This window comes from Jeongeupia sp. HS-3, from assembly GCF_015140455.1.
In the GTDB taxonomy this organism is placed as follows: domain Bacteria; phylum Pseudomonadota; class Gammaproteobacteria; order Burkholderiales; family Chitinibacteraceae; genus Jeongeupia.
In genome coordinates, this window is the sequence record NZ_AP024094.1 from 1,218,018 (window position 1) to 1,229,708 (window position 11,691).

The 11,691-nt window shown below is 61.2% G+C and carries 14 protein-coding genes; 7 read left to right on the forward strand and 7 right to left on the reverse strand.

The window, feature by feature from the left end:
- Nucleotides 1-15: 15 nt before the first annotated feature.
- Together JLC71_RS05670 and JLC71_RS05675 are read right to left on the reverse strand one after the other, a co-directional pair.
- Nucleotides 16-450, reverse strand: coding sequence for a DUF3293 domain-containing protein (locus tag JLC71_RS05670; protein WP_200917783.1), 435 nt, complete (start codon nucleotides 448-450; stop codon nucleotides 16-18).
- Entirely contained in the window at nucleotides 450-1,235 is a 786-nt protein-coding gene (locus JLC71_RS05675; protein ID WP_200917784.1) for an inositol monophosphatase family protein, read from the reverse strand. The genes JLC71_RS05670 and JLC71_RS05675 overlap by 1 nt, the downstream gene beginning before the upstream one ends.
- 155 nt (nucleotides 1,236-1,390) lie before the next feature.
- Between JLC71_RS05675 and JLC71_RS05680 the strand changes: the two genes are divergently transcribed.
- A complete protein-coding gene (locus JLC71_RS05680; protein ID WP_200917785.1) occupies nucleotides 1,391-2,188 on the forward strand; it encodes an RNA methyltransferase in 798 nt (265 codons plus the stop codon).
- A gap of 28 nt (nucleotides 2,189-2,216) precedes the next feature.
- Here the strand turns inward: JLC71_RS05680 and clsB are convergent, their stop codons facing one another.
- Both clsB and JLC71_RS05690 read right to left on the reverse strand, forming a co-directional pair.
- Complete coding sequence (gene clsB, locus JLC71_RS05685) at nucleotides 2,217-3,383, reverse strand: cardiolipin synthase ClsB (RefSeq protein ID WP_200917786.1); 1,167 nt, start codon at nucleotides 3,381-3,383, stop codon at nucleotides 2,217-2,219.
- Nucleotides 3,380-4,132 carry an endonuclease/exonuclease/phosphatase family protein gene (locus JLC71_RS05690; RefSeq protein ID WP_200917787.1) on the reverse strand — a complete coding sequence of 251 codons (753 nt, stop codon included), beginning with the start codon at nucleotides 4,130-4,132 and terminating at the stop codon, nucleotides 3,380-3,382. The genes clsB and JLC71_RS05690 overlap by 4 nt, the downstream gene beginning before the upstream one ends.
- 280 nt (nucleotides 4,133-4,412) lie before the next feature.
- On the opposite strand from JLC71_RS05690, the gene JLC71_RS05695 reads away from it, so the two are divergent.
- On the forward strand, nucleotides 4,413-4,619 hold the full coding sequence (locus JLC71_RS05695) for a hypothetical protein (protein ID WP_200917788.1): 207 nt from the start codon (nucleotides 4,413-4,415) through the stop codon (nucleotides 4,617-4,619).
- On the opposite strand, the gene nudB is transcribed toward JLC71_RS05695, so the two are convergent.
- Nucleotides 4,609-5,055 (reverse strand): dihydroneopterin triphosphate diphosphatase, encoded by a 447-nt coding sequence (gene nudB / locus JLC71_RS05700; protein WP_200917789.1) that lies wholly within the window; start codon nucleotides 5,053-5,055, stop codon nucleotides 4,609-4,611. The genes JLC71_RS05695 and nudB overlap by 11 nt on opposite strands.
- A 50-nt stretch (nucleotides 5,056-5,105) precedes the next feature.
- On the opposite strand from nudB, the gene JLC71_RS05705 reads away from it, so the two are divergent.
- Genes JLC71_RS05705 through JLC71_RS05715 form a run of 3 tightly spaced genes read left to right on the forward strand, consistent with a single transcriptional unit; the run spans nucleotide 5,106 to nucleotide 7,577 of the window.
- Nucleotides 5,106-6,323 carry an aminotransferase class V-fold PLP-dependent enzyme gene (locus JLC71_RS05705; protein ID WP_236250999.1) on the forward strand — a complete coding sequence of 406 codons (1,218 nt, stop codon included), beginning with the start codon at nucleotides 5,106-5,108 and terminating at the stop codon, nucleotides 6,321-6,323.
- Nucleotides 6,320-6,769 (forward strand): SufE family protein, encoded by a 450-nt coding sequence (locus tag JLC71_RS05710; protein ID WP_200917791.1) that lies wholly within the window; start codon nucleotides 6,320-6,322, stop codon nucleotides 6,767-6,769. Before JLC71_RS05705 ends, JLC71_RS05710 begins: the two co-directional genes overlap by 4 nt.
- Before the next feature lie 58 nt (nucleotides 6,770-6,827).
- On the forward strand, nucleotides 6,828-7,577 hold the full coding sequence (locus JLC71_RS05715; RefSeq protein WP_200917792.1) for a basic amino acid ABC transporter substrate-binding protein: 750 nt from the start codon (nucleotides 6,828-6,830) through the stop codon (nucleotides 7,575-7,577).
- A 76-nt stretch (nucleotides 7,578-7,653) separates the two neighbouring features.
- On the opposite strand, the gene JLC71_RS05720 is transcribed toward JLC71_RS05715, so the two are convergent.
- On the reverse strand, nucleotides 7,654-8,571 hold the full coding sequence (locus JLC71_RS05720; protein WP_200917793.1) for a LysR substrate-binding domain-containing protein: 918 nt from the start codon (nucleotides 8,569-8,571) through the stop codon (nucleotides 7,654-7,656).
- Between the two features lie 126 nt (nucleotides 8,572-8,697).
- Between JLC71_RS05720 and JLC71_RS05725 the strand changes: the two genes are divergently transcribed.
- Together JLC71_RS05725 and JLC71_RS05730 are read left to right on the forward strand one after the other, a co-directional pair.
- Nucleotides 8,698-9,303, forward strand: coding sequence for an FMN-dependent NADH-azoreductase (locus tag JLC71_RS05725; protein ID WP_200917794.1), 606 nt, complete (start codon nucleotides 8,698-8,700; stop codon nucleotides 9,301-9,303).
- A 103-nt stretch (nucleotides 9,304-9,406) separates the two neighbouring features.
- Nucleotides 9,407-9,985: a pirin family protein gene (locus JLC71_RS05730; protein WP_200917795.1), complete on the forward strand. Its 579-nt coding sequence runs from the start codon at nucleotides 9,407-9,409 to the stop codon at nucleotides 9,983-9,985.
- Here the strand turns inward: JLC71_RS05730 and JLC71_RS05735 are convergent.
- Nucleotides 9,982-11,667 carry an ABC1 kinase family protein gene (locus JLC71_RS05735; RefSeq protein WP_200917796.1) on the reverse strand — a complete coding sequence of 562 codons (1,686 nt, stop codon included), beginning with the start codon at nucleotides 11,665-11,667 and terminating at the stop codon, nucleotides 9,982-9,984. The two genes, JLC71_RS05730 and JLC71_RS05735, sit on opposite strands and share 4 nt — an antisense overlap.
- Nucleotides 11,668-11,691 lie beyond the last annotated feature (24 nt).

The following is an 11,691-nucleotide window of genomic DNA, read 5'->3' on the forward strand; positions in this document are numbered from 1 at the left end:
ACCCGAGACATCAACTCAGGCACCCACGACGCACTCACACCAACATAGCTCGGCAACAGCACCATACTCACCCCAGACGACGGCGCTCTGATCAAATTGGCACCCAAGGCATCGCGCAGCATCCTGCGAGAGATCCAGCACCAACACAGAGAGTTCGGGCGCCCAGTTCCGATCCGCCGGCTCGCCGAGACCGTCGAAATGGGTCAGCCCCTGCGCCACCAGCGCGTCGAGCAGGTTTTGGTGGCGGGCGCGATTTTCGTGCTCGCACAAAGCCACCGAGCGCGGATTCGCCGCCGAGACGAAAGCCCACGCAACAACGCCGTGCTGTTGCAGCACGGCGTCGAGATCGGGATGGCTGCGGCCGATCCGCAGCACCAGTTGCAGCGCCGGCACCACGTAACGGGTAGCACGGTAGGCTGCATCGAGGCTGGCGCGCTCGGCCGGGGTCATTACTTGATGTTGTACTGCTTGATCATTTGCAGCATCTGACCGAACACGCGCGGCGTACCGCAGAGCACGTCACCCGACTCCAGATACTTTTCTTCGCCAGCGAAGTCGGTCACCAGACCGCCCGCCTCTTGCACCAGCAGCGTACCGGCAGCGATATCGACAAGCTTGAGATCGAATTCGAAGAAACCGTCGAAGCGGCCGCAGGCGACATAAGCCAGATCCAGCGCGGCGGCACCCGGGCGACGCACACCGGCGGCCTTTTGCGCCATGTCGCGGAAGATGGCCATATAGGCATCGAGATTGTCGAACTTGGTGTACGGGAAGCCAGTACCCACCAGCGCATCGGACAGATCGCGCACCTTGGAAACACGGATACGGCGATCGTTCAGGAAAGCACCGACGCCGCGGGTCGCGGTAAACAGGTCATTGCGGTTCGGGTCGTAAACCACGGCCTGGGTGATCACGCCGCGATGTTCCAGCGCGATTGACACCGCGTATTGCGGGAAACCGTGCAGGAAGTTGGTGGTACCATCAAGCGGATCGATGATCCACACGTATTCCGAATTGCCGCGCGCACCGGATTCTTCGGCGATGATCGCGTGCGTCGGATAGGCCTCGAGGATGGTTTCGATGATCGCTTGCTCGGCAGCACGATCGACTTCAGAGACGAAATCGTTGTGGCCTTTCTTTTCCGGCGTGATCAGATCGAGGTTGTTCGAAGCGCGCTGAATAACAGAGGCGGCGCGGCGGGCGGCACGAACTGCCGTGTTGAGCATCGGATGCATTGCGGGTTCCTGTAGCGGTAAAAGCGGATCAACGGGAGCGCCAGCGGGCCTGTGAGGGCCATGCAACGCGATGCAAATTGTCATGCGACCAGGCGCTTGCCGCCGGATCCGCTTCTAAAGATCGAAAATCGGCCCCCATTGTAACCGTATCAGGCATGAATCCCAATACTTCAGACAATACCCTCGACCCCAATCACGAAGCCAATCAACAGCTTGAGCGTTTTCGTGTGGTGCTTTCGCACACTTCCCATCCCGGCAACATAGGCTCGACTGCGCGCGCGATGAAAACCATGGGGCTGACCCGGCTCTATCTGGTCAACCCCAAGGAGTTCCCCTCCGAGGTGGCCGTTGCACTGGCGTCGAACGCACACGACCTGCTGGATAGCGCCATCATCGTCGATTCGATGGAAAAGGCACTCGAAGGCACGACCCTGCAAGTGGCAATGACGGCACGCCGGCGCGAGCTGGCGCAACCGCTGCAGACACCTCGGCAGCTGGTGCCGGAACTGGTGAACGAAGCCCGCCACGGCGGCGAGATCGCCTTGGTATTCGGCACCGAAATGAGCGGACTGACGATCGACGAGGTGCAACTTTGCAATCGCCGCGTCACCATCCCGACCAATCCGGATTATTCGAGCCTGAATCTGGCGCAGGCAGTGCAAGTCTTGTGTTACGAGCTGCGCGCCACGCTGCTTGATGACGTCAGCCACCTGGAAGAGCGGCGCAACTACGCCAGCCACGAGTACATCGAACTCTTCTATAAGCATCTGGAAGAAACGCTGACGACGATCGGCTTCCTCAAACCCAAGGCACCCAAGCGGCTGATGCCACGGCTGCGACGGATGTATCAGCGCATCGACCTGGAACAGGAAGAGGTCGATATCCTGCGCGGCATACTGCGGGCGACGCTGGAGTACAAGCATAAGTCACCGCCGAAAGACGACACGCCATAAACAAAACGGGACCGATGGTCCCGTTTTGCTATTCCAGATAACGCTTGCCACCGTAACCGCTGATGGCCATCAATATTCGCACAATGCCGTGCGATATCCACGGCAACACACGAAACAGCCAGCGACCACGCCGCAAGTCGACCAGCGCGATCTGCGACGCGTCCTCGCTCAGACGCGAACGCAGATCATCGCGTAGCGCCACGGCCAGACCGTGGTCACGCACCGCGATATTGCCCTCTCGCGCCAGCAACAGACTAAAGGGATCAATATTGCTCGAACCTACCGTGGCCCAGTAACGATCGACGACCGCGACCTTGGCGTGCATGAAGCCCTCGCGATACTCGTAGATCTCGACCCCGGCCTTGAGAAAGCTGCGATAGAAACCACGACTGGCGTAATGCAACAAGGCGTGATCAACCCGCCCTTGCAGCAGCAGCACGACATTGACACCGCGCTCGGCCGCGCGCAGCAAGGCATGGCGGAACCGGTAGCCCGGCAGGAAGTACGCATTGGCGATGATGATTTCATCCCGCGCTGTTTCGATTGCGCGCAGATACTCCTGCTCGATCGCATGGCGATTGCGGAAGTTATCGCGGATCACCAGCTTGGCCAGGCTCTTGCCAGCACGCATCGGCATCTGCGGTGCTGGCAAGGTCTTGGCCCAATCCGGCACCAACTGCACCCACGCAGTGTGCCGCCACAAGCGGTTCGCCGTCTCGCGCATCTGCGCCACCAGCGGGCCGTGCACCCGCACCGCATAATCGTAACGCGGCGCCAGATCGGGCGAATCGAGATCGGAAAGGATGTTGATGCCACCAATGAAGCCCACCTGCCCGTCGATCACCGCCAGTTTGCGATGCAAGCGGCGCAAGCGCTGGCGGTTGAGCGAAAAGCGGCCGACCTCGGGACGGAAGAACAATTGCCGCACACCGGCATCAGCCAGTTTTTGCCGCCACTCGGCCGGAAAATGCCGCGCGCCGAAGCCATCAATCTGCAAGGACACCTGCGCACCGCGTGCCGCTGCCGCAATCAAGGCTTCGAGCACCGCAATGCCGACGACGTCGACTTCAAACAGATAGCTTTCCAGATAGATTTCGCGTTGCGCCGCAGCGATGGCTTCGAGCAATGCCGGAAAATAATCGGCGCCGTTGTACAGCAGGGTCAGGTGATTACCGCGAACAAAGCCCGTCGTCATACCTGCCCTCGGTGCAATACGGTATACAACGGCGCGTGATCGGACAGCGTCGCCCACGGCTCACCGGCGAGGACGTTCGCCACTTCGATCTGAAAACCGCGCACGTACACACGATCGAGCGACAACATGGGCAGGCGCGCGGGAAAACTGCGCGCAGAATCGCCATGCAAGGCCTCGAATGCCTCGACCACTCCGAGTTCGTGCCCAAGCAAACGGGTCGATTCGCGCCGCCAGTCGTTGAAGTCCCCGGCCAGCACCAGCGGCGCACTCTTCGGAATACGTTCGCCGATCACATCAACCAGCATCGCCAGTTGCTTGCGCCTATCGCGGCCGAACAGATTCAGATGCACGCACAACGCATGCAGCGGTTGACTCCAGCCCGGCAAATCGAGCTGGCAATGCAGCAGGCCGCGCTGCTCGAAACGATGCAGCGTCAGGTCGTGATTGTAGGAATCGCGGATCGGGAAGCGCGACAGCACCGCATTACCGTGGTGGCCGTGCTGATAATTGGCGTTACGCCCATAGGCGGCCGACAGACCCTCGCCGGCAAGGTACTCGTGCTGTCCTTCGCCGGGCCAGGTCTCAAAGCGATGCGCATGCGAACGATGCTCGCCCTGCACTTCCTGCAGGAACACGAGATCCGGCGACAAGGTTTTCAAGGCATTACGCACCTCGTGCACGACGAGGCGACGGTTGAACACCGAAAGGCCCTTGTGGATATTGTATGACGCGATTTTTAGCTTATTCACTTTAAAATCAGCAAGCTATAGCGGCACATTCACTACATACAAAGAGTCGAAGCACACCATCTCCCTTTAGCTATCATCAGCTTACCACGCGGTTTCGGATGCCGATCAAGGCAACCCGAACACCAAAACCACCGGCGCCATGACGAGCAAGCACAGCAGACAGCGCCACAAGATGCCTTCAAGCGCGACACCTGCAAAACCGTCCGACGCGGGAGGAGGAACCGAAGCGCCGTCGGCACGTCGAACCCAAGAGCGGCACGCCATCTTCTGCGGAGTCATCATGGTTTATGAAGAGCTAGCCCCAGCCGATGGAGCACATATCCAGCTCGCCGTACGCAAACGGCGGCGGCACACGCCCGCGCCAGAATTGCCGGCCGACCCCCCTTCCATGCATCGCGTCGATGTCCGCCTGCAAAAACCCTTCGATCAAGACGCGGGGGATCTGTACGACCCGGACTATCAACCCGAGGACGAAATCACTCGCTAGCGCGCCGATCCGCCAGCATGCGGATGGCGTCGGCATTCGACGGCGAAAACACCATCTCGGCGGCCTGCGGCCAATCGACCCAGCGGTAACGGCCATGCTCGGTCGGCGACAGCGTCACCGGCAACTCGGCCGGCACTTCCAGCGCGAACACATGCTCGACATTGGTCGTCACACCGGGAGCATAACGATGACGCCATACCTCGAAAATATCGTACTCATTGCAGCGCTGCCAGTCGCTCAGCCGATAGGCGCGCGCATCAATGCCGGTTTCTTCAAGCACCTCGCGCCGCGCCGTATCGATCAGCGCCTCGCCGCCTTCATGGCTGCCGGTGACCGACTGCCAAGCCTCGGCGAAGTCACGTCGTTCGATCAACAGCACTTTAAGCTCGGGCGTATGAATGACGACGAGCACGGAAACCGGTTGTTTGTAGGTCATGCCGGCATTATACAATCGCCGCCCGCCTCCACCATTCGCAACCGATGCCGATGACCGCGCCTTTTTCCGCCGCCAGCGTGCGCGCCGAGTTTCCGATTTTCCGGCACCACCCGGATCTGGTTTATCTCGACAACGCCGCGACCACGCACAAGCCGCTGGCGGTGCTCGACGCCGAACGCCACTTTTACGAAACAGCCAACGCCAACGTCCATCGCGCGGCGCACCGGCTCGGCGCGGCGGCGACCGATGCTTTCGAGGGGGCTCGTCATCGTATTGCCACACATCTGAACGCGGCGCACGTTGACGAAGTCCTGTTCACCCGCGGCACCACCGAGGCCATCAATCTGGCCGCCAACAGCTGGGGCCGCTCGCAACTGCGTCGCGGCGATGTGGTGCTACTGTCAACGCTGGAGCATCACGCCAACATCGTGCCGTGGCAACTCGTCGCCCAAGAGGTCGGCGCCAGCGTGCAGGCGATCCCGCTTGATGCCGACGGCAATCTCGATCTGACCGCCTATCACGCGCTGCTGACCTCGCGCGTCCGCCTGGTCGGCCTGACTCAGTGCTCGAACACCACTGGCGTACAACCGCCACTGACCGAAATGATCTCCGCGGCCAAACAGATCGGCGCAACGGTACTGATCGATGGCGCTCAAGGCATCGGCCACGGGGGTGTCGATGTACAGGCGCTCGGCGCCGATTTCTATGCGTTTTCCGGCCACAAGGTCTACGCCCCGACCGGCATTGGCGTGCTCTGGGCGCGGCGCGAACTGCTGGCGCAGATGCCGCCGTGGCAAGGCGGCGGTGAAATGATCGAACGTGTTTCATTCGCGGGCACCACCTTTGCCGAACCACCGTTCCGCTTCGAGGCCGGCACGCCCCCCATTGCCCAAGCCATTGGCCTGGCTGCGGCACTCAACTGGCTGGGCGAACAGGACGTCAGCGCGCTGATGGCCCATGAAATCGCCCTGCGCGATCGCTTCGAAGCCGGCATTGCCATGCTGCCGGACGTGCACATCCTCAGCTCGCACAACTCGCGCGGCCCGATCAGTGCGCTCAGATTCGACGGCATTCACCCGTATGACGTCGCACAATTTCTCGACGGCTACGGGGTCGCAGTCCGCGTGGGTCAGCACTGCGCCGGCCCGCTGCATCAGGCGCTCGGGCTTGATGCCAGCCTGCGGGTCTCGTTCGCAGCCTACAACTCCGAAGCGGATGTCGATACGGCCCTGGCGGCCCTGGCGGCGACGCTGGAATTACTGGCATGACCCCCTACCCGCCACCGTTCGATCATCCATTCGGCACCGGACTCGACCGTGACACGCTCGCCGCAAGACTCAACGCGGCACCGGGCTGGGAAGCCAAAAACCGCTTGCTGGTGCAACTGGCGCGCGAGCTGCCGACCCTGCCCCCCACCTATCGCAACGACCAGTATCGCGTTGCCGGTTGCGAGAGCAGCGCCTGGATGGTCATCACCTGGCAAGACGGCCACCTGCTCAGCGCGGCGGACAGCGATTCACGCATCATCAAGGGCTTGCTGGCACTTTTACTGACCGCCTATCACGGCCGCACCCCGGCGGAACTGGCCGATTTCGACTTCGAATCCTGGTTGATTTCGATGGGTTTGCAGCGCTTTTTAAGCGCATCGCGTGGCAACGGCTTGCGTGCCATGCTCAGAAAAATTCACGAGGCGATTGCGGAATACTCGCATTGACCGGGGCATACGGGCGCGGGGATGCTATTCGGAATAGAATCCGAAGGAGCCTTGTCCGATGAAATCCGCCCGTTCACTGATCGCCTCGCTGATTGCTTGTGCCTGCGTCATCGCGCCAGCCACTGCATCGGCCCGCACCTATATCGCCGGCGCCGAAGCTACCTTCGCGCCGTTCGAATCGCTGAATCAGAAGCGTGAAGTCGTCGGTTTTGACGCGGACATCATTGCGGCCATCGCCAAGAAGGCCGGCCTCGACATCAAGATGGTCAACACCCCGTGGGAAGGCATCTTCATGAGCCTGAACAACGGCGACATCGACATCGCCGCATCGGCAATCACCATCACGCCGGATCGCCAGAAGAATATGGACTTCAGCCAACCGTATTTCGAGGCCCAGCAACTGATCATCGTGCCCGAGGGCAGCAAGATCGCGACGATGGCCGACCTGAAAGGCAAAAAAATCGGCGTGCAAACCGGCACCACTGGTGACATCGTTTCGCAAAACACCTTCGGCAAAACCACGCCGAACATTCGCCGCTACGAGAGCATCACGCTCGCCATGCAAGAGCTGCGCGACGGCGGCCTGCAGGCGGTGGTGGGCGACAACGCGGTGGTCAAGAACTACATGAAAAACAACCCGCAAGCCAAGTTCAAGCTCGTCGACGACAAGACGTTCAAGAAAGAGTATTACGGTATTGCGGTGCGCAAGGGCAACAAGGCGCTGCTGGATCAAATCAACAAGGCGCTGGGGGCCATCAAGGCCGACGGCACCTATCAAAAGATCTATAACCAATATTTCGGCAAGTAAGTACACGCGCCGATCACGAAAAGCCTGGTACCAGCCAGGCTTTTTTTACGCACCCGAAGACTACGCTGACCGCGCGCTAGATCTTTGCGTAATGCACCGAGGTATCGGCAAGATGCTCGCCGAGGAAATCGAGCAGGGCGCGAACCGCCGGCAGCATGCCGCGCCGGCTCGGATACACGGCATGGACAACGCCCGGCTGCGGAAACCACACCGGCAGCACCTCCACCAGCGTGCCCGCGTTCAACTCCTCACGGCACATGAAATCGGGCAGCAACGCCATGCCGATGCCGGAGAGCGCGGCCCAGCGCAAGGTCAGCAGATCCTCGGCCACCAAGCGCGGGTAATGGCTGAATGTCGATGTTGCGCCACCGGGGCCGAGCAATGGCCACTGTGCTCGGCCGTCGCTTTCGCCGCTCGCCACGGTATCCAGCCACGACAACTCTTCCGGCGCGGTTGGCTGCCCCTGGCGTAGTAATTGCCCCGGACTGGCGACGAGGATGGTGCGGCTGACACCCAGCCGCTTGACCACCAACGTGGCACTATCTTGCAGCGCCGGGCGCACCCGCAGCGCGATATCGACACCTTCTTCGACCACGTCAATCGCACGATTACTGATCAACAGATTGAGTCTCACCTGCGGATACAGCGCCATGAACTGTCCCAGCAGCGGCGCCAGCGACCACTGCGCCAGCGTCACCGGACAACTCACCCGCAATACCCCGCGCGGTTCGCTCTGGATCTCCTGCACCGCTTCTTCGGCCGCCCTGGCCTCGTCGCGAATGGCCAGGCAATGGCGGTAATAACGCTCGCCGGCCTCGGTGAGCGCCAGCTTGCGCGTCGTGCGCTGCAATAGCCGCACCCCCAGCCGCGTCTCAAGCTCGGCCACGCGCCGCGAGAGCCGTGACTTCGGGATGCCCAGACTACGGCTCGCCGCACTGAAACCGCCTTGAGTAGCGACTTCGGCAAAAAAAAACATGTCGTTGAGGTCGATCATCCCGTGCACCATTGTTCTACTGATAGAACAATGTATCGCATTTTTGCCGGCTTATCGTCGATTCATCGCAAGGACACAATACGTCCATCGCCTCAACGCGAACCATCTGACCAAGGAGCCCACACCATGAAACTGCTGCGCATCGATTCCAGCGTCCTCGCCGACAACTCGGTGTCCCGCCAACTGACCGCCAGCATCGCCAGCGAATGGCAAGCCAAGCATCCGGGTACGACGATCGACTATCTCGATCTGGCTCAAGAAGCGCCGAGCCATCTGTCGATGGATTCGCTCGGTTTCCGCCTCGGCATCGATGCTCAGACCGACGTGCAGCGCGCCGAAAACCAGCACACCGAAGCGCTGCTGCAGCAGTTTCTCGCCGCCGATGTCGTCGTCGTCGGCGCGCCGATGTACAACTTCTCGGTGCCAAGCCAGCTCAAGGCGTGGATCGATCGCGTTGCCCAGGCCGGCCGCACCTTCAAGTACACCGAAAACGGCCCGGTTGGCCTCGCCGGCGACAAGACCGTGATCGTCGCCTCAAGCCGCGGCGGCTTCTACTCGACCAGCGAAGCGATGCGCGCGCTGGATCATCAGGAAAGCTACCTGAAGACCGTGTTCGGCTTCTTCGGCATCACCAATGTCCGCTTTGTCCGCGCCGAAGGCATGGGCATGGGCGAAACGGTCAAGGCCGAATCGCTGGCTGCGGCAGAGAAGGAAATCGCCGCACTGGCCTGATCGCCAACGCAGCGACAGGTCCACGAGGCCGAATCGGGCCGGCGCCAACCCGGCGCCCGGCGCGGTAGCGCGGAACCACCGTATACATCACGGGTACACCACCATGATCGAAGCCCGCTTCGGACCACGCCAGGCAGAACAAGCTTGGCGTTTGTTCGACGAGACCACCCCGCCCTGCGGCATCCCCAGCCTGATCTATCTACTGGAGGACGCAGTTGGGCGGCTGATGCTCGACGGCAATGAAGCACTGTATCCGGGCGACATTTACATCGGCCCGCTACCGCAGGCGCCGCACGCCGAACCGGGCTTGCCTTTGCGCGGCATCCAGATCGCCATGCCCGCACTGCAAGCGGCGGCGCAACGGCTGTGCAAAACGCAAATCCCGGTGGTGACCGCGCCCGGCTCGCGCACCCGTTTGCTGGCCGGACGCATCAAGCAGTGCAGCTCGCCGCTACCGTGGCCTGGTGCGCTGATCGATTTGCGACTGGACGCGACCATGGGCTGGACGCTGCCGTGCCAGTGCAAGGCACGCATCATTGTCGTCAGCGGCGAACTGCAGTACCGCGACACCCCCATCCGCGCCGGCAGCGAACAGCTCGTCTCCGACACCGCAACGCTGTACGCCAACCAGCGTAGTCACGCACTGATCTGGCTCGACGCCGACGATCAGCCCGGCGATTAACGCTCGTCCTTGCCCGAAACCCAGATCGAAAACACCAGCCAGACGGTATTGAGGAAGGCAATCAGAAAACCCAGGAAACCGAGCGCCGGCAGACCGAACAGCATCGGCCCGGTTTTGACTGTCATGACGATCGATGAACCGATGATCAGCGCGCCAGTGACGATACCCATGGTCAGCCGGTTGGCGCTCTTGGTCAGCTGACTACCGAAACGGTCCAGCCGTTTCAGATCAAGGTCGATGCGCAGATTGCCGCGCCGCGCCTGCTTGATCAGCTTGCCAACATCGCGCGGCAGCCCGGCGACAAGGTGAAACGCCTCGTACAGCCCGTCCTTGCCCTTCTTGTACAGCGCCTTGGGCTGAAAGCGCGACAGGATCACCTCGCGCACGAACGGCGTCAGATGCGGCACCATCTGGAAACCCGGATCAAGCTGTCGCCCCAGCCCTTCCAGCGTGATCAGCGCCTTGAACAGCAAGGTCAGATCGGCCGGCAGGGTGATCTCGTGCTCGCGCATCAGGCTGGCGATGTCATTGAGCAGCGCGCCGAAGCGGATGTCCTTGAGCTGCAGGTTCTCGTAGTTGAACATGAACTCGGCAATGTCGTGACCGAGTTTTTCCTCGTCCACCACGGTATCGCCGGTCCATTCGAGCAGCACATTGAGAATGTCGTGTTCGTCGCGCTCGGCCAGCGCGGCCAGCAGATTGACGATCTGATCGCGGCGCGGATGCGGCAGCCGACCAACCATGCCGAAATCCAGAAAGGCGATCTGGTTGCCCGGCAGGTACTTGACGTTGCCCGGGTGCGGGTCGGCATGAAAATAGCCATCGATCAGCACCATTTTCAGTACCGCATCGGCACCACGCTCGGCCAGCACCTTGCGATCCAGCCCCATGGCATCGACCATCGCCAGGTCGTTGCCGGCCACGCCACCGATCCACTCCTGTACGTTCAGCCGTTCCGAGGTATAGGCCCAGTGCAAGTGGGGGATATGGATTTCGCGACTGTCGGCAAAATTTTGTGCGAACCGATCCTGATTACGCGCTTCGGACGACAGATTGAGCTCGCGCCGCAAGGAGCGGGCGAATTCCTCGGCGATGCGCCTGGGCTGATAACGGCGCGTTTCGGGGAATTCGAACTCCAGCAAGCCGGCGATATGCGCAAGGATGCGCAAATCGGCCTCAATCTTGGCGGTAATACCCGGACGGCGCAGCTTGAGCACCACATCACGCCCGTCCTTGAGCTTGGCACGGTGCACTTGCGCAATCGACGCCGAGCCAATCGGGCTAGGGTCAAGATCATCGAATATTTCACTCGGATTGCAACCGAGAATTTCGGTCAGCTCCGGCTCGATCTGCGTGAACGGCAAGGCGGGTACATTGCTTTGCAATTGCTCGAACTCGGTAATCCAGTCTGGAGGAAAAACGTCGACACGAGTCGCAAGCACCTGGCCAAGCTTGATGAAAGTCGGCCCCAGTTCTTCCAGCGCCCGGCGCACCCGTACTGCCGGCACCAGCATTTCGACCTCGTGATTACCCGGCAAATGCAGCAAATCCGCGCCGCGCTCCAGCCCCTTGGCCAAGCCCAGCCGCTGCACCAGATTTCCCAATCCGTGCCGCACCATGACCGTGATGATCTCCCGCACACGCGGCAAATCGCGCATGACCGAGAAGGTTTCTTTCAACACGGATGAAACTCCCACTCTGATTTC

Coding starts and splice junctions, on each gene's coding strand:
- JLC71_RS05670 (WP_200917783.1), bottom strand. CDS start 450: ATGACCCCGGCCGAGCGCGCCAGCCTCGATGCAGCCTACCGTGCTACC.
- JLC71_RS05675 (WP_200917784.1), bottom strand. CDS start 1,235: ATGCATCCGATGCTCAACACGGCAGTTCGTGCCGCCCGCCGCGCCGCC.
- JLC71_RS05680 (WP_200917785.1), top strand. CDS start 1,391: ATGAATCCCAATACTTCAGACAATACCCTCGACCCCAATCACGAAGCC.
- clsB (WP_200917786.1), bottom strand. CDS start 3,383: ATGACGACGGGCTTTGTTCGCGGTAATCACCTGACCCTGCTGTACAAC.
- JLC71_RS05695 (WP_200917788.1), top strand. CDS start 4,413: ATGGTTTATGAAGAGCTAGCCCCAGCCGATGGAGCACATATCCAGCTC.
- nudB (WP_200917789.1), bottom strand. CDS start 5,055: ATGACCTACAAACAACCGGTTTCCGTGCTCGTCGTCATTCATACGCCC.
- JLC71_RS05705 (WP_236250999.1), top strand. CDS start 5,106: ATGACCGCGCCTTTTTCCGCCGCCAGCGTGCGCGCCGAGTTTCCGATT.
- JLC71_RS05710 (WP_200917791.1), top strand. CDS start 6,320: ATGACCCCCTACCCGCCACCGTTCGATCATCCATTCGGCACCGGACTC.
- JLC71_RS05715 (WP_200917792.1), top strand. CDS start 6,828: ATGAAATCCGCCCGTTCACTGATCGCCTCGCTGATTGCTTGTGCCTGC.
- JLC71_RS05720 (WP_200917793.1), bottom strand. CDS start 8,571: ATGATCGACCTCAACGACATGTTTTTTTTTGCCGAAGTCGCTACTCAA.
- JLC71_RS05725 (WP_200917794.1), top strand. CDS start 8,698: ATGAAACTGCTGCGCATCGATTCCAGCGTCCTCGCCGACAACTCGGTG.
- JLC71_RS05730 (WP_200917795.1), top strand. CDS start 9,407: ATGATCGAAGCCCGCTTCGGACCACGCCAGGCAGAACAAGCTTGGCGT.